Genomic DNA, 21,715 nt, shown 5'->3' with positions numbered 1-21,715 from the left:
CCGCCGCTATTCACTCCGCCCGAACTCGCAGCCGGTCACGGCATAGGACGCGCGGTGGACGCCGTATTCGTCGCGCGCGAAGGTCGGCTTGCAGAAGGCGGTCCATTTTTCGTTTTCCTTCGCGCGCGCGATCGCATCCCGCCGGTCCTGCTCGGGATCGCGGACCGGGTCCGGCAGATGCGTCCAGGTCGTCAGGCAGTTGCTGTAGCCGTAGGAGCCCGAGAACTTGCAGCTGCTCGCCCGCATATAGGTGCCTGCGAGCGACGGCGATGCCCACACAACGAGTGCCGCGGCCAGAACGAGCTTCCTCACAGGCATTCTCCATTTCCTCCGCAGTGTCGCAAAATCGGACATACGGGACAATACAACTGTGCCGGACGATGCAGAACCCTTCCGGCGCTTCGCGTCATTTGCGGCCAAATCGCAGGGAAAGCGGACTTTTTAGCTCCTGTGCAACCGGTCGCGCGCGACGCCTCGCGGAAATTGCAATAACCGGTCCAGCTCGCACGGCGCGCGGGGTTCGAGGGCGCGATGGCGACAGCGCCAAACAAAAATGGCCCGCGTGATGCGGGCCATTTTCTTCATCGGAACCGGTGATGTCCGAACTTGGTTGCGGGGATAGGATTTGAACCTATGACCTTCAGGTTATGAGCCTGACGAGCTACCGGGCTGCTCCACCCCGCGTTAAACCGTTGCATGCCCTACAAGAGGGGAGCCTGAGACGTGCCGGCCAACGCATGACGCGCCGGGCGATCCTGGTCAGGGCTTCCTGAGAAGGCGACCCGGGCCGAAGCCGATCGGGTGCGGGGCGTATGTATCAACGCAAGGCTGGTTTGGAAAGCCCCGCGAGGTGGGTTTTTGAGGTTTTTGTGACGTCGAAATCGGGGCTTTTCTGCCCGGTATCGGGTGCTGGAACTGGGCCTTGCCAGAATGGGCGCAAAAGCGGAGCTTTCGACGCCAATAGCGGGGCGAGAAAATAAACGTGACTGACACATTCGATTTCATCGTCGTCGGCGCCGGCTCGGGCGGCTGCGCGGTGGCGGGACGGCTGTCGGAGGATGCGGCGACGACGGTGGCGCTGCTCGATGCCGGCGGGCGGAACGACAATTGGCGGATCACCACGCCGTTCGGGCTCGCTTTGCCCTATCGCGCGGCCAACTGGGCCTTCGATACGGTGCCGCAGAAGGGCTTGAACGGCCGCATCGGCTATCAGCCGCGCGGCAAGGGCCTCGGCGGCTCCTCGGCGATCAACGCCATGGTCTACATCCGCGGCCACAAAAGGGATTACGACCACTGGGCCGCGCTCGGCAATGCCGGCTGGTCCTATGCGGACGTGCTGCCCTATTTCAAGCGCTCGGAGAACAACGCCGATTTCGACGGCGACTATCACGGCAAGGGCGGCCCGCTGCATGTCAACCGGCTGCGCTCGGACAATCCGATCCATGACCTCTTCCACCAGGCCGCGCGCGAGGCGCAGTTCCGCATCCGCGATGACTTCAATGCCGAAGACCACGAAGGGCTCGGCAGCTACCAGGTGACGCAGCACAATGGCGAGCGCTGGAGCGCGGCGCGCGCCTATGTGCACCCCTTTATCGATGCGCGTGCGAACCTGCGCGTCGAGACCGGGGCGCAGGCCACGAAGATCCTGTTCGACGGCGGCCGCGCCGTCGGCATCGAATATCTGCAGGGCAGGCAGACGAAGCAGTTGCGCGCCCACCGCGAGGTGATCCTCGCCGCCGGCGCCTTCCAGTCACCGCAGCTGTTGCTGCTGTCGGGCATCGGCGACGGCGAGGCGCTTCGCGCGCACGGCATCGGCACCGTGCATCATGTGCCCGGTGTCGGACGCAACCTGCAGGACCATCCGGATTTCGTGTTCGTCTACGCCTCCGACTATCCGCACTTCGTGCACGCCTCGCTCGGCCGCTTGCCATCCCTGCTCCGCGCCATCCAGCGCTATCGCAGCGAGAGACGCGGGCTGATGACCACCAATTTCGCCGAGTGCGGCGGCTTCCTGAAGACGCAGCCTCACCTCGACGTACCGGACATCCAGCTCCACTTCATCATCGCGATGCTCGACGACCACGGCCGCAAGAAGCACAAGGAGGCGGGTTTCTCCTGCCATGTCTGCCTGCTCAGGCCGAAGAGCCGCGGCAGCGTCTGGCTGAAAAGCGCCGATCCGCTCGCCGCCCCCATGATCGATCCGAACTTCTTAGGGGAGGCCGAGGATCTCGAGACGATGGTCGCGGGCTTCAAGACCACGCGACGGCTGATGGAGACGCCCGCGATGCGCGCGCTGCAGAAGAAGGACATGTTCACGGCTGATGTGAAAACCGACGACGATATCCGCAACATCCTGCGCAATCGCGTCGACACCGTCTATCACCCCGTCGGCACCTGCAAGATGGGCACGGATGCAATGGCCGTGGTCGATCCGACGCTGAAAGTGCACGGCGTGGACGGCTTGCGCGTCGTCGACGCCTCGATCATGCCGACCCTGATCGGCGGCAACACCAACGCGCCGACCATCATGATCGGCGAGAAGGCCGCTGACATGATCAGGGCGGAGATGCGGACGTAGGTGCGTAGAGCGTAGGGTGGGTTAGCCCTGCGGCTGCGCGAAGCGCAGTCGCTTGGCGTAACCCACCATCTTCGTCACCGATGCATGGTGCCGAGATTGATGGACCGGCGGCGGGTTACGCTAGCGCTAACCCGCCCTACAAAAGTCGCGCGTCGCGACCACGATTTCTTTACCGACATGGACTACGCCGGACACGCGCCGGGTCCGGAATCGTCCATGAACATCTTCGATATCGCCGTCCTGCTCGGGTTGGCCTTCGCCGTCGTGGCGGGCTTCACGACCGGCCTGATCCGCAGCGCGGTCACGATCCTCGCCTACCTCGTCGCGATGCCGATCGCGGTCGCCGCGATGGCGATGATCGGGCCGGCCATCGCACACATGCCATCGTCACCCCTGCCGGAGAACTGGACGCTGTTGTTCGGGGTTTTCCTGCTGGTCGGCGCGCTGTTCGGAAGGCTGTTCCGATCGATGCTCGACGACACGATCGGATCCGACATCGCGATCTTCGACCGGCTCGGCGGCGCGGCGCTTGGTGCCGTCAGGGCCGGCCTGGTCGCGATGTCAGTCGTGCTGGTGTTCGACCAACTGGTGCCGCTGGCCCGCCAGCCGCAATTCCTCAACGGGTCGCAATTGCGGCCGCTGTTGTCGGCGGCAGGTCAGCAGGGATTCCGATCGCTGCCGCCCGACGTCGTGATGACGATCGAGCGCCTGCGAAGGGAACGGCACATCTAGCCGACTTTCGCAGCCGGCATGCACATATGCATTGCCCGGCCCTTATCGGCGCGGCGGAGCTTGGCTACAATGTCGCCATCGAACTCTGACAAACTTACCCGACATAACAGGGAGTGAAGCCGTGGATCTCGGAATCAAGGGCCGTCGCGCCATCGTCTGCGCATCGAGCAAGGGACTGGGGCGCGCCTGCGCCATGGCGCTGGCGGAGGAAGGCGTCCATGTCACGCTGACCGCGCGCGGCGCCGAGGCGCTGAAAAAGACTGCCGATGAAATCCGCAAAGCGTACCCCGGCGTCACCGTCACCGAGATCGTCGGCGACATCACGACGCCGGCCGGCCGCGCCGACGTGCTGAAGGCCTGCCCGGATCCGGACATCCTGATCAACAATGCCGGCGGCCCGCCGCCCGGCGATTTCCGCAACTGGACCCGCGACGACTGGATCAAGGCGATCGACGCCAACATGCTGACGCCGATCGAGCTGATCAAGGCCACCGTGGACGGCATGATGGCGCGCAAGTTCGGCCGCATCGTCAACATCACCTCGGCCGCGGTGAAGGCGCCGATCGATATCCTCGGCCTCTCCAACGGCGCACGCGCCGGCCTCACCGGCTTCATCGCCGGCCTGTCGCGCAAGACCGTGATCAACAACGTCACCATCAACGGCCTGCTGCCCGGCCCGTTCGAGACCGACCGCCTGCGCAGCACCGGCAAGGCCGAAGCCGAGAAGCGCGGCATCCCGGTCGAGCAGATCCTGGCTGAACGGGCCAAGCTCAATCCGGCCGGCCGCTTCGGCGATCCCGACGAGTTCGGCCAGGCCTGTGCGTTCCTGTGCAGCGCCAAGGCCGGCTTCATCACCGGCCAGAACATTTTGCTGGACGGCGGCGCGTTCCCGGGAACGTTGTGAGGGCGGTCTGGTACGAACGCACAGGCGCGGCGCCGACGGTGCTCACCGTCGGCGAAATGCCGACGCCTGACGCTGATACAGGCGAGGTCCGCGTCAGGCTCGAAGCGTCCGGCGTCAATCCGGCCGATGTCGGCCGCCGCGGCGGCACCTATCGCGCGCTGGAATTTCCGCGCGTGATTCCGAACAGCGACGGCGCCGGGATCGTCGACCAGGTCGGCGACGGCGTGACGAAATTCGCGGTCGGCGACCGGGTCTGGCTGTTCAACGGCCAGCGCAACGGCCGCGCGTTCGGCACCGCCGCCGAATACATCACGATCGCCGATTACCTGGTGACGCCGCTGCCGGAGGACGTCTCGTTCGCGGCGGGCGCCACCCTCGGCATCCCCTGCATGACCGCGTGGTGCGCGCTGTTCGCGGACGGGCCGATCGAGGGGCAGACAGTGCTGGTCACCGGCGGCGCCGGCGCGGTCGGGCACTACGCGGTGCAATTGGCGAAATGGGGCGGAGCGCGCGTCATCGCGACGGTGAGCTCGCCAGCGAAAGACATGGAGGCGCGGCTCGGCGGCGCCGATCTCGTGATCAACTATCGCACCGAGGATGTCGTCGCCAGGGCTATGGCGTTCACCGAGCACCGCGGGGTCGATCGCGTGGTCGACGTCGATTTCGGCGGCAATCTTGCGACCACGCTGAAGCTGATGGCTGTCAATTCGACGATCGCGATCTACGCCACCAACGGCAATCGCACGCCGACACTGCCGGTGCGCGAGCTGATGGAAAAATGCATCACGGTGCGCTCGCTGGTGCTGTTCGCCCTGCCCCCGCCGCTGCTCGCGGCGGCGCAACAGGACATCTCGCGCTGGCTCGCCGCCGGCACCCGCGTGCACAACATCGCCGGCCAGTTTCCGCTCGCGGAGACCGCGCAGGCGCATCTTGCCGTCGAGAAGGGCGACAAGATGGGCACCGTGATCGTCGATTGCGCGCGGTAGCGTCTTCACCTCTCCCCGCCCTTCTGCGGGGAGAGGTCGGATCGCATCGACAGATGCGATCCGGGTGAGGGGCACGGCGAGCGGTGGCCGCAGAGAAAGCCTGTCCGACTCGCGAATGTAATTGAGGCGACGGCGAGAGCCGGACTCGTGGAGGCTCCCCCTCACCCGGATCGGCATTGCGCTTCGCTGCATGCGATCCGGCCTCTCCCCGCAAGCGGGGCGAGGCGAAGAGATAGAAGCGCCGACTTGATCCATTGCGCTCGCTAGCGGAAACCCGCATGCTTCAGCCACAGAGCAACAAGAAGCAAAAGGAAATGCCGGATGCAATGGACGGTCGGCAGGGTCAGGATCACCAAGGTCAATGAGCTCGAATCCGTCGGCGGCACGCGGTTCGTGCTGCCGCAGGCGAGCCGGGAGGAAATCCAGAAATTGCCCTGGCTGATCCCGCATTACGCCAATGACGAGGGCCAGTTGAAGATGTCGATCCACTCGCTGCTGGTCGAGACGCCGCAGCATCGCATCATCGTCGACACCGGACTCGGCAACGACAAGCAGGGTCGCGGCGTGCCGATCTGGAACAATCGCACCGAGCCTTTCCTGGAGTGGCTGACCGAAGCCGGCTTCGCGCCCGAGACCATCGACACCGTGCTGTGCACGCATCTGCATGTCGACCATGTCGGCTGGAACACCAGACTGGTCGGCGGCCAGTGGGTGCCGACCTTTGCGAAAGCGCGCTACGTGTTCGGAAAGGCGGAATACGATTATTGGCGCGACAACAGCATCGAGCCGGCACACGCCGCGGTGTTCGCCGATTCCGTGAAGCCGATCGTCGATGCCGGCAAGGCGGAGCTGGTGGCGAGCGACCACCGGCTGACCGAGGAGATCACCCTGATCCCGACGCCCGGCCACAGTTTTGGGCATATGAGCGTCCACATCAAGTCGGACGGCCAGGACGCCCTGCTGACCGGCGACGTCGCCCATCACCCCTGCCAGATGGCCCATCCCGACTGGTCGGCGACGCCGGATTTCGACCAGAAGCAGTCGGCCGCGACAAGACGCGAACTGTTCTCCCGCTTTGCCGATACGCCGACGCTGGTGATCGGCGGCCACTTCGGCGCCGGCCATCTCAAGCGCGATGGCGATGCCTTCAAATATGTCGCACTGGCCTGATCAGGAGGGTGGGCCGGCGCAAAGCGCCTTTGCCCACCCTACCCTGCGCTTTCCGCAGTTGAATTTCTCGCGCCCCTGTTCCAAGAAGCGAACCGAGGAATACCAGCAAGAACCCCGTAGGGAGTGATCCAGATGAAGCTTGTTCGTTATGGCGAAAAGGGTGCGGAAAAGCCCGGCCTGATCGATAAATCCGGCCAGCTGCGCGACCTGTCGGCGCATGTGAAGGACCTCACCGGCGAGGCCTATTCGCCGGAGTCGCTGAAGAAGCTCGCCGCCCTCGACACCGCCTCGCTCCCCGCCGTCTCGGGCAAGCCGCGCTTCGGCGCCCCCGTCACCGGCATCTCCAAGTTCATCGCGATCGGCCTGAACTACAGCGATCACGCCAAGGAGACCGGCGCGGCCATCCCGACCGAACCGATCATCTTCATGAAGGCCTCGACGTCGCTGTGCGGCCCGAACGACGCCACCGAGAAGCCCCGCGGCTCGACCAAGCTCGACTGGGAAGTCGAGATCGCCGCGATCATCGGCACCCGCGCCAAATATGTCTCGGAAGCCGACGCGCTGAATTATGTCGCCGGCTATTGCGTCTGCAACGACGTTTCCGAGCGTCACTTCCAGGCCGAGCGCCTGGGGCAGTGGACCAAGGGCAAGTCGCACGACACCTTTGGCCCGGTCGGCCCCTGGCTCGCCACCAAGGACGAGATCGCGGACGTTCAGAACCTCTCGATGTGGCTCGACGTCAACGGCCAGCGCCGGCAGACCGGCAACACCAAGACCATGATCTTCTCGATGGCCCACTGCATCTCCTACCTGTCGCAGTTCATGACGCTGCTGCCCGGCGACATCGTCACGACAGGCACCCCGCCCGGCGTCGGCCTCGGCATGAAGCCGCCGACCTTCCTCAATGTCGGCGACGTCGTGACCTTGGGCATCGAAGGCCTCGGCGAGCAGCGCCAGGAGATCATCGCGGCGTAAGGCAAAGCTACGCTGTCACGGTCATTGCGAGGAGCGATAGCGACGAAGCAATCCATTGATCCGCGTACTCGGAGGCAATGGATTGCTTCGCTTCGCTCGCAATGACGGGGCGAATGTCATCGCGAATTTCTGAGGCCTCCCATGAAACTGACCTTCTCCCCCGCCTCCCCGTTCGCCCGCAAGGTGCGCATCGCGGCGATCGAGCTTGGGCTGATCGACAAGATCGAGCTGGTGCCGGCCACCGTCGCACCGGGCACGGCCAATGACGAATACTCAAAGATCACGCCGCTGAAGAAGCTGCCGGTGCTGATCCTGAAAGATGGCAATGTCATCCTCGATTCCATCGTCATCGTCGAATATCTCAACGAGCTCGCCGGCGGCCGGCTGATCCCCGGCTACGGCCCGCGGCGCTGGCAGGTGAAGAGCGATCACTCGCTGATCAACGGCATGCTCGAGTCCATGCTGCTGTGCCGCTATGAGAAGATGGTGCGGCCGCAGGGCCTGCAGTGGCAGGCATGGTCGGACGATCACTGGAACCGGGCCTGGACCGGCATGGCGCGGTTCGAGAACCGGCCTGATGTGCTCAACGCTCCGCTCGACATCGCCCAGATCAGCCTCGTCTGCGTGCTCGGCTATGCCGACTTCCGCTTCGCCGATTGCGGCTGGCGCAAGGCGTTTCCGAAGCTCGACGCGTTCCATCAGAAGATGCTGGAGCGTCCCTCGGTGAAGATCTCGGTGCCGCCGCCGGCGTGAGCCGCTGACAAGGACGGGAGGATGACGATGCGCGACCGCCTCTCCCGTCTCACCATTCTCGGCGCGAGCCTCGTTCTCGCGCTCTCCGTCTCAGCCAACAACCTGAGGGCCGAGAGCATGTCGCCCAGCCAACGCAACCTCGCCTGCGGATCGCCATCGTCGATCGATGATGGCTGGGTGACCGCCTCGCCCGACAGCGTCGGCATGGACGGCGCCCTGCTCTGCGGCATCGCCGCGCGGCTGGAGCAGCGCGCGACCAAGGTGCATTCGGTCGTCGTCGTACGCCACGGCAAGCTGGTCTTCGAGCAGTATTTCGGGGGATACGACCAGCCCTGGGGAGATCCGGACGGCCCCTACGAGTTCACGGCGACGACGAAGCACGACATGCGCTCGGCATCGAAGAGCGTGACGTCGCTGCTGGTCGGCATCGCGATCGATCGCAAGCTGATTCCAGGCGTCGACGAGCCCGTGATGACATGCTTCCCCGACTACGCAGCAGTGAAGCAGGCGGGATGGGAAGCGATCACGCTCCGCCATCTGCTGACGATGTCGTCAGGGATGAAATGGGACGAAAACCTGCCCTGGACCGATCCGAAGAACGACGAGCCGCATCTCGGCTTCGAGCCGGACCCGGTCGGCTACGTGCTGTCGCGTCCGGTCGCCGCACCGCCCGACGTGATGTGGAGCTATAACGGCGGCGGTACGGACCTGCTCGGCAGCATCCTCGAACGTGTCTCGGGCAAGCCGCTGGAAGCCTTCGCACGCGAGGCGGTGTTCCAGCCGCTGGGAATTTCCGATCTCGAATGGAAGGCCTATCCGAAGAACGGCAAGATCGCCGCGGCCGCCGGGCTCAGACTGCGCCCGCGCGATGCCGCCAAGATCGGCCAGCTTGTGCTCAATCGCGGGCAGTGGAACGGCCAGCAGATCGTCTCCGCCGAGTGGATCGCGCAATCGACCACGCCGCGCTTCCAGGCGATCGGCTATTTCGGCAGCACGCTGTTCTACGGCTATCAATGGTGGATGGGCCGCTCGCTGGCCGGCGGCAGGGAAGTCAAATGGATCGGCGCTTTCGGCTGGGGCGGGCAACGCCTCTTCATCGTGCCCGAGCTCGATCTGGTCATGATGACGACCGCAGCCCAATACGGCCAGCCGAAGGAAGGCGTGGCCGCGATCGACATCCTCTCCAATATCGTCATTCCGTCGGTGCGTGACGCGCACTGATTGCAAGGGAAGTTAGCATGAGCCTGAAATTCTCGGTCGGCGACCTCACTATCCACCGCATCATCGAGCAGGAGACGAGTTTTGTACCCGCGCTGGAGATGATCCCCGGGCTGACGCCGGAGCTGCTGGCCGAAAACCGCGCCTGGATGAAGCAAGCGAACGCGCTCGACGATCAGGACGTGCTGATGCTGTGCTTCCAGTCCTACATCGTGAAGACGCCGCACCACACCATCCTGATCGACAGCTGCATCGGCAACGACAAGCCGCGGCCGAACCGGCCGAAATGGAACATGAAGACCGACGACACTTACGCGCGCGCATTGGCGGCAGCGGGATTTTCCGTCGACGACATCGACTACGTCATGTGCACGCATCTGCATGTCGACCATGTCGGCTGGAACACGCGGCTGGTGAACGGCCGCTGGGTGCCGACCTTTCCGAATGCGCGCTATGTGTTCGACAGGACCGAGTTCGACTACTGGACCGAGACCAACGCAAAGACGCCGGTGCCGCCGTTCGGCGACAGCGTGCTGCCCGTGGTCGAGGCCGGCAAGGCCGAGATCGTGCGCAACGATTTTGGAATCGGCGACCACGCCCGCATCCTGCCGACGCCCGGCCACACGCCGGGCCATGTCGCCTTCGCCTTCGGCCGCGGCAAGGACGACGCGGTCTTTTCCGGCGATCTCATGCACTCGCCGCTGCAGACGCATTATCCGGAATTGTCGATCAAGTTCGACATCGACCCCGCGCTGGCCGCAAAAACCCGCCGCAGCTTCCTGGAGCGCTATTGCGACACCGACACGCTGTGCTGCACCGCGCATTTCCCCTCGCCATCGGTCGGCAAGATCAGGCGCAAGGGCAGCGGGTTTGTGTGTGAGGCGGTCTGACCCTTCACCTCTCCCCGCCCTTCTGCGGGGAGAGGTCGAAATTCGCACAGCGAATTTCGGGTGAGGGGCGAGGCAACACCTCGCCGCAAAGACAACTTATCCGACTCGTCGCTTCACGAATGCGAATTGAGACAGCCGTTGCTTGGTGAGAGCCCCTCACCCTACCCTCTCCCCGTGAAGAACGGGGAGAGGGGAAGAGAGACTTCCCTCAATCGAACAGACTCGGCGTGTGGTTCACCACCGCGCCTTCGATCGCCAGCATCTTCAGCTTGGTCACGACGCCGCCATTGGCGGAGAAGCCGCCGGGCTTGTTGCCGGCTGCGAGCACACGGTGGCAGGGCACGACGATCGGGCACGGATTGCGGCCGAGCGCCTGGCCGACATCGCGCGACAGCTCGACACCCCCGAGCTGCTTGGCGATGTCGCCATAGGTCACGGTCTTGCCCGGCGGAATCTTGCGCGCGATGTCGTAGACGCCGCGGTTGAACTCCGGCACGCCGTCGAGATCGAGCACGATGTCGGCGAGGTCATTCGGCTTGCCGGCGAGCAGCTCGATCATGCCGTCGATGGCGTGCTGCACCTCGGCCGGCGGCGCGGCCTCGATGACGTCGCCGTTGCGCTGCAGAATCCGCTTGCGGGTCTTGTCCTCGCTGCCCATCGGCAGTTGCACGCCGCTCACCCCGCGCTCGCCCCAGACCACGCCGCAGGCGCCGATCGGGGTTTCGAAGATCGCATAATGCTGGCCAGTCATGGCTCGCTCCAAGAGATATCGGCTCTGTTCCTGAGCCTGATGCTGCCCCGGAATTTAGGCTTGGAGAATGTTGCTATCCACCCGAATCCTGTGGGAACTTCCGCCCAATCAACAATATCTGCAGGCCCCCATGCAAAGTCTCCCCGTCAACGGTTTCGATATGCCCTATCTCGACGTCGGTGAGGGCCCGCCGCTGGTCTGCGTGCACGGTTCGCTCTGCGATTTCCGGATCTGGTCAGCGGTGCTGGGCCCGCTCACCGCGAAGCATCGCATCATCGCAGTCAGCCTGCGGCATTTCTTTCCGGCACGCTGGGATGGCCTCAGTGACACCTATTCGATCGCCCAGCATGTCGACGATGTCATTGCCTTTATCGAGGCGCTCGATACCAAGCCGGTCGATCTGATGGGCCACTCCCGCGGCGGCCATATCGCATTGCGCGTCGCGCAGCGGCGGCCGGACCTGCTGCGCAGGCTGATCCTGGCCGAACCCGGCGGCGAGCTCGACGGCACGCTCGATCCCGACTACCAGCCCGGCCCCTCGCCGCTGGCGGCGCGGATCGCGGCCTCGGCGGAGGTGATCGCCAGGGGCGATGTCGACGGTGGCCTGCAGATCTTCATCGACGCGCTGGAGGGCCCCGGTGCCTGGAAGCGGCTGCCCGCGGTGCCGAAGCAGTTGCTGCGCGATAATGCCACGACCTTGATCGGCCAGATGCGCGACAAGCGTCCGCCATTCTCGAAGGCCGATGCGGAGGCGATCAGGACGCCGACGCTGTTTATTGGCGGCGCGAACACCAAGGGCATGCTGCCGAAGGTGCTGCATGCGCTGGCGGCCAATGTGAAGGGGTCGCGCACGGAGATGATCCCCGGCACGACGCATCCGATGTTCGAGCAGGCGCCGCAGAAATACTGCGAGATCGTGCTTGAATTTTTAGCCGCATAGGCAGTGCACCTCTCCCCTTGTGGGAGAGGTCGGATTGCATCGACAGATGCAATCCGGGTGAGGGGTATTTCTCCACGCATTCCGACGTATGAGTCTGCGGAGGCATACCCCTCATCCGGCGCTGCGCGCCACCTTCTCCCACAAGGGGAGAAGGGGCACCGAGCGTGTGGCTCGAAGTGCGATCACACCTTCCACACGCCCACCGGCTGGCGCACGGCGACGTTGAGCCGGTTCCAGACGTTGATCGCAGCGATCGCGAGCACCAGCGAGGCTAGTTCGTGCTCGTCGAAATGCTTGTCGGCCTCGTTCCAGATTGCATCCGGCACCGGATCCTCGCGATCGGCAAGCCGCGTCAACGCTTCCGTCAGCGCCAGCGCCGCACGCTCGCCTTCGGTGAAATACGGCGTATCGCGCCAGGCGGCGACGGCGAAGAGGCGCTCGTCGGTTTCGCCGGCCCGTTTGGCGAGCTTGGGATGCATGTCGACGCAGACGCTGCAGCCGTTGATCTGGCTGGCGCGCAAATGCACCAGTTCCAGCAACTTTTCCGGCAGGCCCTGCTTGGTGGTTTCGCTAAGCGCCTGCAGCGCCTTCATGGCATCGGGAACCACCGTCACCGGATGGTTCATGCGGGCCTGCATCTGATTGTTCGCGGTCGTTTGCAACATGTCATTTCTCCATTTGATTTTGACGCCCCATGCCGATCTCCTGTCACAACGGCCGGGTTTCGTTCGTCATGGGCATGACGGAGCACGAACGGAGAATGTGACCGATGGACGAAAAAAACTTTCTGGCCGAGCAGTTCGAGGCCAATCGGGGCCGTCTGCGCGCCGTGGCCTATCGCATGCTGGGCTCGACCGCCGAGGTCGACGACGCCGTACAGGAAACCTGGCTGCGGCTGAGCCGCACCGATGCGGCTGCCGTCGATAATCTCGGCGGCTGGCTGACCACGGTGATCGCCCGGATTTGCCTCGACATGCTGCGCGCGCGGAAATCGCGGCGCGAGGAGCCGATGGGGCCGCATGTGCCGGAGCCGCTCGCGGACAACGCCAACGAGCGCGAATCCGAGATGGCGGATTCCGTCGGCGCTGCGCTGCTCGTGGTGCTGGAGACCTTGGCGCCGGCCGAACGGCTCGCCTTCGTGCTGCACGACATGTTCGCCGTGCCGTTCGAGGAGATCGCGCCGATCGTCGGGCGAACGCCCGCAGCAGCACGGCAGCTCGCAAGCCGCGCGCGACGCCGTGTGCAGGGCACGCCGCCGGCGCCGGATGCCGATCTCGGCGGACAACGCAGGATCGTCGAGGCCTTCCTCGCGGCGTCGCGCAACGGTGATTTCGAAGGCCTGCTCGCGGTGCTCGATCCCGATGTCGTGGTCCGCGCCGATCACACCGCGCAGCGGCTCGGATCACTGCCGGTGATCCGCGGGGCTGCTGCAGTCGCCGAAGCCTTCAAGGGCCGCGCGCAGGCAGCAAGACCCGCGATGGTCGATGGCGAACTGGGTGTCGCCGTCATCTTCGGCGGCCGGCTGCGCATCGTGCTGCGCGTTACGATCTCGGGCGAGCGGATCGCCGCGATCGAGGCGACCGCCGATCCCTCGCAGATCGAGACATTCGATGTCGAGGTGCTCGATCAGCCGTGACGCGACTGGAGGCAGCGGCAACGCGATGCTAGTGTCCTCGTTCAGGACGGGAGGACGTAAATCATGACAGCATCAGTCAAACGGCTCGCATCGGTGAGCCTGCTTTCGCTCGCCCTCACCTCCGCGGCCTTTGCGGCCGACGAGAAGCTGCGCACGGCCGCCGAGCAGGCCCAGCCGGCGGTGATCGATTCACTGCACGAGATGGTGATGATCGAGTCCGGCTCGAGCGACCTCGACGGCCTGCAGAAGATGGCCGACTTCACGGAAGCACGTTTGAAGGCGCTCGGCGCCAGGACCGAGCGGCGCAAGACCACGCGTGGCACAGGCGCCGACATCGTGATCGGCACGTTTGAGGGCACGGGTACGAAGAAGCTGATGCTGATCGCGCATATGGATACCGTCTACGAGCGCGGCATCCTGGTCTCGCAGCCCTACAAGATCGACGGCAATCGCATCTACGGGCCCGGCATCGCCGACGACAAGGGCGGCATCGCCGTGATCCTGCATTCGCTGAAGATTTTGAACGACGCCGGCTGGCGCGACTACGCAAAACTCACCGTGTCGTTCAACCCCGACGAGGAGGTCGGCTCGATCGGCTCCGGCGAAATCATCGCCGGGCTCGCCGACCAACATGATGTCGTGCTGTCCTGTGAGCCGACCACGGCGGCGCCGATTGCCAGGAACGACAGCCTGCTGCTCGGCGCCAGCGGCACTGCGACCGGCGTCATGGAGGTGAAGGGCAAGGCCTCGCACGCCGGCGCCGCGCCGCAGCTCGGGCGCAACGCGCTGATCGAGCTCGCGCATCAATTGCTGCAGACCCAGGACGTCGCGAAATCGATACCAGGCACACAGCTGAACTGGACCACCGCGAAGGCCGGCACCGTGCGCAACCAGATTCCCGAACTGGCCACCGCCGGCGCCGATATCCGCGTCACCGTCCCCGACGGCGTGCAGAAGCTGCAGGCCGCGCTCGACGAGAAGATCAAGAACCGGCTGATCCCGGACACCGACGTGACCGTGAAGATCACGGCGGGTCGCCCACCGTTCATCGCCAATGATCGCGGCCGCGCGCTCGCCAAGGACGGACAGGCGATCTACGCCGAGATCGACCGCAAACTCGACATCGCCGAGATGACGGGCGGCGCGACCAACGCCGGTTTCGCCAACCGCTCAGGCAAGGCGATCGTGGTCGAGAGTTTTGGCCTGGCCGGCTGGGGCTATCACGCCCGCGACGAATACATCGACACCAGCTCGATCGTGCCGCGGCTCTACCTGATGACGCGGATGCTGACGGAGCTGGGGAAAAGGAAGTAGAGAACAGCCCGAGCCAGCTAGGCCGCCTCTTCGACGCTGACGATCAAGCGCTTACCGAGCGCCCGCAGGGCTTCGACCATGGTGGGAAGTTTCGTCGGGTGCTTTGGATCGAGCACCCGACGGATTTCCTTCTCGTCCTTCCCCATGCGCCGGCCGAGCTCGCTCTTTCCGATCCCGGCTTCCTTGAAGGCTTCCAGAACCGCGAGCTTTGCAGCGACGCCGGGTGCCACCGTGATCAGTGTGAAGCCTTTGCCCTTGGCACGCGCCTTCGGCAGCGACATGCCCCGCTCAGGATAGGTTAGCAAGGCCAGGCCTAATGCCTCTTCTGCCTGCGCGCGCGCATCAGCCATGTCGTCACCCTGCGTGATGGCTTCCGGGACATCGGGAAAACTCACGACGATGCCCTGCTCATCGCCTTGCTCGAATTTCGCGGCATAGGTGAATGTCCGCATCACTCTCGTCCTTTTCACTTGCGCATGATCGCGCAGCCTATCCTTATTCCGCCAGTCCCAACTGCTTCCTGATCTTGCGTGCCGTCTTGGGATCGATCTCGCGACTTGGCAGCGTGGTGAGCTTGTCGCCGACATAGACCATGGCGTGCCCGCCTTTGCCTTTGCGGTAGTCGACTCGAAAGCTCAGGCCCAGCTCACGCGCTTCTTGTCTGATCTCCGCGATGAAGCGGTCTCTCATCCATCTGCGCGCCCCGCCCTCACCAAATTTCGGGCATTTTTGTCCGAAAGGCAAGAAAATTCGGACAAAATTGCCCGATGTCAGATGCAACCCGCCTCTTGACCGTGCCCCCTGACAGCAGTAGCGTCATCTCGAACACGGAATTCCGTATTCCATTTGGATGATTGGCCATGATCCCGTTGGACCCGCTTCCGAACCTGATCGACCAGGTCTATGCGCGGATTTGCGACGCGATCATCGACCGCTCGCTGCTGCCGGGGCAGCGCATCACCCAGAATGAATTGGCCGAGAAGCTTGGCGTGTCGCGCCAGCCGGTGTCGCATGCGCTGCATCTCTTGCATCGGCAGGGCCTCGTCGCCGAAAGCGGCAAGCGCGGCTTTGAGGTGACGCAACTCGATCCGAAGCGCATCCGCGAGCTCTACGAGGTTCGCGGCGCGCTCGATGCGCTGGCGGCGCGGCTGGCGGCTCAGCGCGTCTCGAGCGATCCGGCGGGCCGCGCGCGGCTGGAGAATGCGCTCGAGGCCGGCCGCGAGATCGATCGTCCGACGCCGCTGGCGCAGCTGATCGCGCTCGATGTCGACTTCCACAGCGCGATCTATCGCCTCGCCGGCAATTCGGCGATCGAGGAGATGATCGCGCCGCAATGGCCGCATATGCGCCGCTCGATGGCGACAGTGCTCGCCGAGCTCAATTATCGCGGCAGCGCCTGGGCCGAGCACGAGACGATCGCCGCGAAGATTTTTGCGGGCGATGCCGCGGGCGCCGAAGCCGCGGCGCTGGCACATGCGCAGAACGCCGGACGAATGACGGAAGAAAAACTGAGGGCGACCCAAGTCGCCGCATAGCGTTCGGCATGCCGGCCGTGACGAACGAACAAACAAAGCAACAAGGAGGAAGCCCCATGAAACTGACGCCGCAGCAGATCGAGCATTTCAATCGCGAAGGCTGGCTGTTCCTGCCCGAGCTGTTCAACCAGGAAGAGGTCGACTTCCTCGCCCGCGAGGCGGTCAGCATCTACGACGCCAACCGGCCCGAGGTGTGGCGCGAGAAGAGCGGCGCGCCGCGCACCGCCTTTGCCGCGCATCTCTACAACGAAGCCTTCGGCACCCTCGGCGCGCATCCGCGGATGATCGAGCCGATCGAGCAGATCTTCGGCGAGAAGGTCTACATGCACCAGTTCAAGATCAACGCGAAGGCGGCCTTCACCGGCGACGTCTGGCAGTGGCACCAGGACTACGGCACCTGGAAGCGCGACGACGGCATGCCCGAGCCGCGCGCGATGAACATCGCGATCTTCCTCGACGAGGTGATGCCGATCAACGGCCCACTGATGCTGGTGCCGCAGAGCCAGACCGCCGGCGATCTCAAGGCCTCGCATGATCTGGAGACCACATCCTATCCGCTGTGGACGCTGGACGAGGAGACCGTGACGCGGCTGGTCAAGCAGGGCGGCATCGTCGCTCCCACCGGCAAGGCCGGCGGCATGCTGATGTTCCACGGCAATCTCGTACACGGCTCGGGCGGCAACATCACGCCCTACCCGCGCAAGATCGTCTATCTGACCCTGAACGCGGTCTCGAATTACATTCGTACCCCGACGCGGCCCGACTACATCGCGCATCGCGACTTCACGCCGATCCAGACAGTCGACGATGACGCGTTGCTGCGGCTGGCAAGGGCGCCGCGGCAGGCGGCGGAGTAACTCTCCTGCCCCGGACGCAGCGCAGCACGAAGTGATGCGCTGCTGAGCCGGGGCCCACATCTTGCTCATCTCTCTCACGGGTCCCGGCTCTGCGGAGCGGCACTTCGCGCCGCACCGCGTCCGGGACACGATAGTTCATCCCGGACACCCATCATGAACCTCCATCACCTCCTCCAAATCCGCGCGGCGGCCGGCAAGCCTGTCCGCGTGGCGCTGATCGGCGCCGGAAAGTTCGGCTCGATGTTCCTGTCGCAGGTGCCGCACACGCCGGGGCTGGAGGTGCCTGTCATCATCGATCTCGACCGCGATCGCGCACGCGAGGCGTGCCGCACGGTCGGCTGGGATGAGGAGCGGATCAGGAAAACCGCCTTCACCGATGACGGCATCCGCGCCATCGCCGGCGGCGCGATGGATGTGGTGGTGGAGGCGACCGGCAATCCCGCGGTCGGCATCCGCCATGCCCACGCCGCGATTGCCGCCGGCAAGCATGTCGTGATGGTCAATGTCGAGGCCGACGTGCTCGCCGGACCGCTGCTCGCGGAAGAAGCGCGGAAAGCGGGCGTGGTCTACTCGCTCGCCTATGGCGATCAACCGGCGCTCACCGCGGAGATGGTCGACTGGGCGCGCGCAACGGGTTTTCGGGTCGTCGCTGCCGGCAAAGGAACAAAGTATCTGCCGGCCTATCACGACGTGACGCCGGAAGGCGTCTGGCAGCATTACGGGCTCACGGCGGGTGAAGCGCAATCCGCCGGCATGAATCCGCAGATGTTCAACTCCTTCCTCGACGGCACCAAATCCGCGATCGAAATGGCCGCGATCGCCAATGCCTGCAGCCTCGACGTGCCCAGCGATGGCCTGCTGTTCCCGCCCTGCGGCGTCGACGATCTGCCGCATGTGATGCGGCCGAGCGACAAGGGCGGCGTGCTGGAGAAATCCGGCGTCGTCGAGGTGGTGTCGTCGCTGGAGCGCGACGGCCGGCCGGTGTTTCGCGACCTGCGTTGGGGCGTCTATGTCGTGCTGGAAGCCCCCAACGATTACGCCGCCGACTGCTTCAGGCAATACGGGTTGAAGACCGACGCGTCCGGCCGTTATGCGGCGATGTACAAGCCCTATCATCTGATCGGACTTGAGTTGAACATCTCGGTGCTGTCGGCCGCGCTGCGGAGCGAGCCGACCGGGCAGCCGCACGGTTTTCGCGGCGACGTCGCTTCCGTTGCCAAACGCGATCTGCGCGCCGGCGAAATGCTCGACGGCGAAGGCGGCTACACGGTGTGGGGCAAATTGATGCCGGCCGCCGCAAGCCTTGCCGCCGGCGCGCTGCCGATCGGGCTGGCGCATCGGCTGAAGCTGAAGCACGACGTGCCGCATGGCGAGATCGTGCGCTGGAGCGACGTCGAATTCGACGCCAACAACGACACCATCAAGACCCGCAAGGCGATGGAGGCGGCGTTCGGCGCCAAGGCGCATTGATGGCCTTATGATGCGCCGAAGTGTCGCAACGAGCCGAGGCCTCACCGCCTCGCTCGCCAAAACTTAGACTTTTGTCATATGCGTTCGCGGCCGCGTTGGCCGCGGACCGCTTGATTATCGGAACCCGAGGCCTCATCCTCCGCTCGGAACCGGAACGCCCGGAATTCCCAAAACAAGAGCCTTCGCGAAGGCCTACGGAAACGCACAACCAAACAAACGCATAACCAAACACGTCGGTCATCGGCGAAGAGACGACATCAAGATCGTTCCCGAAGTCGAGGCATCGACACAACGGAGGGTACGCATGAAGCGTCGTGAATTCCTGAAGGCAGGCGGCGTCGGTCTGGCCGCGAGCGCAGTAGCTGCGCCCGCGATCGCGCAATCGATGCCGGAGGTAAGGTGGCGGCTGGCGGCCAGCTGGCCTAAGGCGCTCGATACGCTCTACGGCGGCTGCGAATTTTTCTGCAAGCGCGTCGCGGAGATCACCGACAACAAGTTCCAGATCCAGCCGTTCGCCGCCGGCGAAATCGTCCCCGGCCTGCAGGTGCTCGACGCCGTCTCCAACGGCACGGTCGAGATCGGCAACACCGCGCTCTACTATTACTGGGGCAAGAACCCTGCCTTCACCTTCGGTACCTCGCTGCCGTTCGGCCTCAACACCCGCCAGCATATTTCCTGGCTGCAATGGGGCGGCGGCACCGAGCTGCTCAACGATCTGCTCGCGGAATACAAATGCATCGGCATTCCGACCGGCTCGACCGGCGCCCAGATGGGCGGCTGGTTCCGGAAGGAGATCAAGTCGATGGCGGACTTCCAGGGCCTGAAATTCCGCGTCGGCGGCTTCGCCGGCACCATCATCTCCAAGGTCGGCGGCGTGCCGCAGCAGATCGCCGGCGGCGATATCTATCCCGCACTGGAAAAAGGCACGATCGACGCCGCGGAATGGGTCGGCCCCTATGACGACGAGAAGCTCGGCTTCGTGAAGGTCGCGAAGTTCTACTACTATCCGGGCTGGTGGGAAGGCACCGGCCAGGGCCACAACGTCGTCAACCTCGACAAGTGGAACGCTATCCCGAAGCACTATCAGGCGGCGATCCAGGCGGCCTCGGAAGACACCTTCACCTGGGTCACCGGCAAGTACGACGCCGTCAACCCGCCGGCGCTGAAGCGGCTGATCGTTGCCGGCGCGCAGCTGCGGCCGTTCCCGCAGGAGGTGCTGGAAGCCTGCTATGGCGCGGCGAACGAGATCTATGCCGATCTTGCCAAGAGCAACCCGCATTTCGGCAAGCTGTATTCGAGCCTGTCGGGCTTCCGCAATGAATCCCTGGTGTGGATGCAGGTCGCCGAGCTCTCCTTCGACACCTTCATGATGCGGATGCGAACGCGCACCTAGCAGTCACTTCTCCCCGCTTGCGGGGAGAAGTCGGATTGCATCGAAGATGCAATCCGGATGAGGGGGAGTCTCCACGAGACCATCTCTCACAATTTTTATCTTGCGGCGCGAGCCCCTCACCCCAACCCTCTCCCCGCGAAGAAGAGCGGGGAGAGGGAGAAAAAGCAAAAGCCCCGGAGACTTATTCTCCGGGGCTTCTTCACGCGCGCGCATAGTGATCAGTTGTCGTCGCTGCCGCCGAACTCATCCATCAGCTTGTCGTAGTTCTTGGCGACGAGATCGATGTTGCCCTTGTTCTCGATCGCGGGCGGCGGCGACTTCAGGGCTTCGTTGAGGTCGGCGAGCGCTTCCTTCTTGTCCTTGGCCGACATCTTCTTGTCGGCCTGGACCTGAGCGATCTGCGCCTTGATTACGGCTTCGGGGCCGACATATTTCTTGGTCTGCGGATCGAAGCCGCCGAGCACCAGCGAGATGTTGTCGACGACATTGTTGAAGTCGTCCATGCTCGCAAAGCCGTTTTTCTTGGCAATCCCCTCGAGCTGCGTCGTGATCTTCGGATCGGGCTTGGCATTGTCGGGGATCTTCGCCGTGATCGGATCCATTTCCTTGCTCGCGGCCAGCGCGCTGTCGACCTGCTTGTCGGTCAACGCGATCTGCTTGATCTGCGGCGCCTGGTCCTGCTGCGCTTGTGCGGGCGGCGGGGGCGCGGCCTGCTGCTTGGCGGGCGGGGCCATCTGCTGCTGCTTGGCCTGGGCGAACGCGCCGTCGTTCGAGAGTGCGGTCATCGCGACCGCGAGCGACGCAACGCTCAACGCAGCAAGCACGGGGCGGACGATCTCACGCATGGAAGTCTCCTCGTTTGGGCAGATTGCCGGGCTTTTTTGACCAGAATTGCAGGGATGAATGGGTACGGAAGTTGAAATGAACGGCCCATGAACTTTAGTCGCAGAGGATGGCGACCAATCATGGCCGAATGATCACAAACAGTTCAAGGACGGTTGATTGGTCAGCGGAGAGCCTTGCTGCGAATCGGACAACGATTCGCAGAAACCGCAGGTCGCGTTGATCGCAAAGCTTAGAGCGGAATCTCGCTGTGTGCCGCGGGCGCAATCGCAGCCTGCCCGCCCCGCGCATGAGCCATTCGCGGCACGCCGGCGACCTGCTGCAGATTCTCGTCGGCCTCGTGAATGCCGGTCACAATCTGTGGACAGCGCAGGCAGGCCGCGCGGCCTTCCTGGCGGAACCAGCGACAGTCGCGACGAATATTGCAGGGCGGCAGTTGGTCGACGACCGCCGGCAACATCTTTGTGATCCGGACCGCGAGCTGACAGCGCTGGCCGTCGAAATGCGTGCACTTGCGCTCTTCGCACCGTGCCGACAGGCGGAACACCTGCGACGGATCGAGGGGTGCTGCGAGCTCGAGCGTTTCCGGCGAGGCCGGCAACGCCTCGTCGAGATAGGACAGTCGCGGCGTGCCGCTGTCATGGGAGATGACGCCAAGGATCTGCGCGTCATCCATTCCCGCCTGGCCGCTCGGACATTTCAACGGCGCCTGCTGACCGTCGCGTGCCATCGCCGTCAGCCTTCGATCAAATTGACGTCGATCGGCGGCG

The 21,715-nt window shown here is 64.4% G+C and carries 24 protein-coding genes and 1 tRNA gene (1 of these 25 running past the window's edge); 16 read left to right on the top strand and 9 right to left on the bottom strand.

Features of this window, described 5'->3' with window-relative positions:
• Positions 1-6: 6 nt before the first annotated feature.
• Both JQ604_RS22325 and JQ604_RS22320 read right to left on the bottom strand, forming a co-directional pair.
• Positions 7-312 (bottom strand): hypothetical protein, encoded by a 306-nt coding sequence (locus JQ604_RS22325; protein WP_212361742.1) that lies wholly within the window; start codon positions 310-312, stop codon positions 7-9.
• A 295-nt stretch (positions 313-607) separates the two neighbouring features.
• A tRNA-Met gene (locus JQ604_RS22320) sits at positions 608-684 on the bottom strand.
• Between the two features lie 298 nt (positions 685-982).
• Here JQ604_RS22320 and JQ604_RS22315 point away from each other — a divergent pair.
• From JQ604_RS22315 to JQ604_RS22275, 9 genes are all read left to right on the top strand, one after another.
• Positions 983-2,578 (top strand): GMC family oxidoreductase, encoded by a 1,596-nt coding sequence (locus JQ604_RS22315; protein ID WP_212361739.1) that lies wholly within the window; start codon positions 983-985, stop codon positions 2,576-2,578.
• Positions 2,579-2,794: 216 nt separating this feature from the next.
• Positions 2,795-3,310, top strand: a complete 516-nt coding sequence (locus JQ604_RS22310; RefSeq protein ID WP_212361734.1) for a CvpA family protein — start codon at positions 2,795-2,797, stop codon at positions 3,308-3,310.
• 121 nt (positions 3,311-3,431) lie between these two features.
• Positions 3,432-4,214 (top strand): SDR family oxidoreductase, encoded by a 783-nt coding sequence (locus JQ604_RS22305; RefSeq protein WP_212361731.1) that lies wholly within the window; start codon positions 3,432-3,434, stop codon positions 4,212-4,214.
• Positions 4,211-5,200 carry an NADPH:quinone reductase gene (locus tag JQ604_RS22300; RefSeq protein ID WP_212361727.1) on the top strand — a complete coding sequence of 330 codons (990 nt, stop codon included), beginning with the start codon at positions 4,211-4,213 and terminating at the stop codon, positions 5,198-5,200. The genes JQ604_RS22305 and JQ604_RS22300 overlap by 4 nt, the downstream gene beginning before the upstream one ends.
• 321 nt (positions 5,201-5,521) lie before the next feature.
• Positions 5,522-6,370: an MBL fold metallo-hydrolase gene (locus JQ604_RS22295; RefSeq protein WP_212361724.1), complete on the top strand. Its 849-nt coding sequence runs from the start codon at positions 5,522-5,524 to the stop codon at positions 6,368-6,370.
• 132 nt (positions 6,371-6,502) lie between these two features.
• The gene (locus JQ604_RS22290) at positions 6,503-7,345 is read left to right on the top strand and encodes a fumarylacetoacetate hydrolase family protein (RefSeq protein ID WP_212361721.1); all 843 of its coding nucleotides are present in this window, start codon (positions 6,503-6,505) and stop codon (positions 7,343-7,345) included.
• A 141-nt stretch (positions 7,346-7,486) separates the two neighbouring features.
• Positions 7,487-8,098: a glutathione S-transferase family protein gene (locus tag JQ604_RS22285; RefSeq protein ID WP_212361718.1), complete on the top strand. Its 612-nt coding sequence runs from the start codon at positions 7,487-7,489 to the stop codon at positions 8,096-8,098.
• Positions 8,099-8,125: 27 nt separating this feature from the next.
• Positions 8,126-9,319, top strand: coding sequence for a serine hydrolase domain-containing protein (locus JQ604_RS22280; RefSeq protein ID WP_212361714.1), 1,194 nt, complete (start codon positions 8,126-8,128; stop codon positions 9,317-9,319).
• Positions 9,320-9,336: 17 nt separating this feature from the next.
• Positions 9,337-10,206 carry an MBL fold metallo-hydrolase gene (locus JQ604_RS22275; RefSeq protein ID WP_212361710.1) on the top strand — a complete coding sequence of 290 codons (870 nt, stop codon included), beginning with the start codon at positions 9,337-9,339 and terminating at the stop codon, positions 10,204-10,206.
• 208 nt (positions 10,207-10,414) lie between these two features.
• On the opposite strand, the gene JQ604_RS22270 is transcribed toward JQ604_RS22275, so the two are convergent.
• Complete coding sequence (locus tag JQ604_RS22270) at positions 10,415-10,957, bottom strand: methylated-DNA--[protein]-cysteine S-methyltransferase (protein WP_212361705.1); 543 nt, start codon at positions 10,955-10,957, stop codon at positions 10,415-10,417.
• A 130-nt stretch (positions 10,958-11,087) separates the two neighbouring features.
• Between JQ604_RS22270 and JQ604_RS22265 the strand changes: the two genes are divergently transcribed.
• Positions 11,088-11,897 carry an alpha/beta fold hydrolase gene (locus JQ604_RS22265; RefSeq protein ID WP_212361702.1) on the top strand — a complete coding sequence of 270 codons (810 nt, stop codon included), beginning with the start codon at positions 11,088-11,090 and terminating at the stop codon, positions 11,895-11,897.
• A 182-nt stretch (positions 11,898-12,079) separates the two neighbouring features.
• Here JQ604_RS22265 and JQ604_RS22260 read toward each other — a convergent pair whose 3' ends face one another.
• Positions 12,080-12,535 carry a carboxymuconolactone decarboxylase family protein gene (locus JQ604_RS22260; protein WP_212362123.1) on the bottom strand — a complete coding sequence of 152 codons (456 nt, stop codon included), beginning with the start codon at positions 12,533-12,535 and terminating at the stop codon, positions 12,080-12,082.
• A 131-nt stretch (positions 12,536-12,666) separates the two neighbouring features.
• On the opposite strand from JQ604_RS22260, the gene JQ604_RS22255 reads away from it, so the two are divergent.
• Together JQ604_RS22255 and JQ604_RS22250 are read left to right on the top strand one after the other, a co-directional pair.
• Positions 12,667-13,533, top strand: a complete 867-nt coding sequence (locus tag JQ604_RS22255; protein WP_212361697.1) for a sigma-70 family RNA polymerase sigma factor — start codon at positions 12,667-12,669, stop codon at positions 13,531-13,533.
• A 63-nt stretch (positions 13,534-13,596) separates the two neighbouring features.
• A complete protein-coding gene (locus JQ604_RS22250; RefSeq protein ID WP_212361693.1) occupies positions 13,597-14,847 on the top strand; it encodes a M20/M25/M40 family metallo-hydrolase in 1,251 nt (416 codons plus the stop codon).
• 17 nt (positions 14,848-14,864) lie between these two features.
• Here JQ604_RS22250 and JQ604_RS22245 read toward each other — a convergent pair whose 3' ends face one another.
• Both JQ604_RS22245 and JQ604_RS22240 read right to left on the bottom strand, forming a co-directional pair.
• Positions 14,865-15,299, bottom strand: coding sequence for a type II toxin-antitoxin system HicB family antitoxin (locus JQ604_RS22245; RefSeq protein WP_212361689.1), 435 nt, complete (start codon positions 15,297-15,299; stop codon positions 14,865-14,867).
• Positions 15,300-15,342: 43 nt separating this feature from the next.
• Complete coding sequence (locus JQ604_RS22240) at positions 15,343-15,627, bottom strand: hypothetical protein (protein WP_212361686.1); 285 nt, start codon at positions 15,625-15,627, stop codon at positions 15,343-15,345.
• Positions 15,628-15,707: 80 nt separating this feature from the next.
• On the opposite strand from JQ604_RS22240, the gene JQ604_RS22235 reads away from it, so the two are divergent.
• From JQ604_RS22235 to JQ604_RS22220, 4 genes are all read left to right on the top strand, one after another.
• Positions 15,708-16,382, top strand: a complete 675-nt coding sequence (locus JQ604_RS22235; protein ID WP_212361683.1) for a GntR family transcriptional regulator — start codon at positions 15,708-15,710, stop codon at positions 16,380-16,382.
• Between the two features lie 56 nt (positions 16,383-16,438).
• A complete protein-coding gene (locus JQ604_RS22230; protein ID WP_212361680.1) occupies positions 16,439-17,239 on the top strand; it encodes a phytanoyl-CoA dioxygenase family protein in 801 nt (266 codons plus the stop codon).
• Positions 17,240-17,392: 153 nt separating this feature from the next.
• On the top strand, positions 17,393-18,709 hold the full coding sequence (locus tag JQ604_RS22225) for an NAD(P)H-dependent oxidoreductase (RefSeq protein ID WP_212361677.1): 1,317 nt from the start codon (positions 17,393-17,395) through the stop codon (positions 18,707-18,709).
• A 304-nt stretch (positions 18,710-19,013) separates the two neighbouring features.
• Positions 19,014-20,102 (top strand): TRAP transporter substrate-binding protein, encoded by a 1,089-nt coding sequence (locus JQ604_RS22220; protein ID WP_212361674.1) that lies wholly within the window; start codon positions 19,014-19,016, stop codon positions 20,100-20,102.
• A gap of 218 nt (positions 20,103-20,320) precedes the next feature.
• Here JQ604_RS22220 and JQ604_RS22215 read toward each other — a convergent pair whose 3' ends face one another.
• The 3 genes from JQ604_RS22215 to JQ604_RS22205 all read right to left on the bottom strand — a co-directional run.
• Positions 20,321-20,947, bottom strand: a complete 627-nt coding sequence (locus JQ604_RS22215) for a hypothetical protein (protein ID WP_212361671.1) — start codon at positions 20,945-20,947, stop codon at positions 20,321-20,323.
• A 230-nt stretch (positions 20,948-21,177) separates the two neighbouring features.
• Positions 21,178-21,621 carry a hypothetical protein gene (locus tag JQ604_RS22210; protein WP_212361667.1) on the bottom strand — a complete coding sequence of 148 codons (444 nt, stop codon included), beginning with the start codon at positions 21,619-21,621 and terminating at the stop codon, positions 21,178-21,180.
• A gap of 59 nt (positions 21,622-21,680) precedes the next feature.
• On the bottom strand, positions 21,681-21,715 hold the end of the coding sequence (locus JQ604_RS22205) for a hypothetical protein (protein ID WP_212361663.1). Its footprint extends 307 nt past the window's final position; only the last 35 of its 342 coding nucleotides appear in the window; the start codon falls outside the window, past its right edge; its stop codon occupies positions 21,681-21,683.

The organism is Bradyrhizobium jicamae, from assembly GCF_018130695.1.
In the GTDB taxonomy this organism is placed as follows: Bacteria; Pseudomonadota; Alphaproteobacteria; order Rhizobiales; family Xanthobacteraceae; genus Bradyrhizobium; species Bradyrhizobium jicamae_B.
This window is presented reverse-complemented; position numbering and strand designations above follow the sequence as displayed.

Excerpts from the sequence above, each read along its gene's own strand:
- JQ604_RS22310 (WP_212361734.1), top strand. The coding sequence starts at position 2,795 with ATGAACATCTTCGATATCGCCGTCCTGCTCGGGTTGGCCTTCGCCGTC.
- JQ604_RS22295 (WP_212361724.1), top strand. The coding sequence starts at position 5,522 with ATGCAATGGACGGTCGGCAGGGTCAGGATCACCAAGGTCAATGAGCTC.
- JQ604_RS22290 (WP_212361721.1), top strand. The coding sequence starts at position 6,503 with ATGAAGCTTGTTCGTTATGGCGAAAAGGGTGCGGAAAAGCCCGGCCTG.
- JQ604_RS22285 (WP_212361718.1), top strand. The coding sequence starts at position 7,487 with ATGAAACTGACCTTCTCCCCCGCCTCCCCGTTCGCCCGCAAGGTGCGC.
- JQ604_RS22280 (WP_212361714.1), top strand. The coding sequence starts at position 8,126 with ATGCGCGACCGCCTCTCCCGTCTCACCATTCTCGGCGCGAGCCTCGTT.
- JQ604_RS22275 (WP_212361710.1), top strand. The coding sequence starts at position 9,337 with ATGAGCCTGAAATTCTCGGTCGGCGACCTCACTATCCACCGCATCATC.
- JQ604_RS22270 (WP_212361705.1), bottom strand. The coding sequence starts at position 10,957 with ATGACTGGCCAGCATTATGCGATCTTCGAAACCCCGATCGGCGCCTGC.
- JQ604_RS22265 (WP_212361702.1), top strand. The coding sequence starts at position 11,088 with ATGCAAAGTCTCCCCGTCAACGGTTTCGATATGCCCTATCTCGACGTC.
- JQ604_RS22260 (WP_212362123.1), bottom strand. The coding sequence starts at position 12,535 with ATGCAGGCCCGCATGAACCATCCGGTGACGGTGGTTCCCGATGCCATG.
- JQ604_RS22255 (WP_212361697.1), top strand. The coding sequence starts at position 12,667 with ATGGACGAAAAAAACTTTCTGGCCGAGCAGTTCGAGGCCAATCGGGGC.
- JQ604_RS22250 (WP_212361693.1), top strand. The coding sequence starts at position 13,597 with ATGACAGCATCAGTCAAACGGCTCGCATCGGTGAGCCTGCTTTCGCTC.
- JQ604_RS22245 (WP_212361689.1), bottom strand. The coding sequence starts at position 15,299 with ATGCGGACATTCACCTATGCCGCGAAATTCGAGCAAGGCGATGAGCAG.
- JQ604_RS22235 (WP_212361683.1), top strand. The coding sequence starts at position 15,708 with ATGATCCCGTTGGACCCGCTTCCGAACCTGATCGACCAGGTCTATGCG.
- JQ604_RS22230 (WP_212361680.1), top strand. The coding sequence starts at position 16,439 with ATGAAACTGACGCCGCAGCAGATCGAGCATTTCAATCGCGAAGGCTGG.
- JQ604_RS22225 (WP_212361677.1), top strand. The coding sequence starts at position 17,393 with ATGAACCTCCATCACCTCCTCCAAATCCGCGCGGCGGCCGGCAAGCCT.
- JQ604_RS22220 (WP_212361674.1), top strand. The coding sequence starts at position 19,014 with ATGAAGCGTCGTGAATTCCTGAAGGCAGGCGGCGTCGGTCTGGCCGCG.
- JQ604_RS22215 (WP_212361671.1), bottom strand. The coding sequence starts at position 20,947 with ATGCGTGAGATCGTCCGCCCCGTGCTTGCTGCGTTGAGCGTTGCGTCG.
- JQ604_RS22210 (WP_212361667.1), bottom strand. The coding sequence starts at position 21,621 with ATGGATGACGCGCAGATCCTTGGCGTCATCTCCCATGACAGCGGCACG.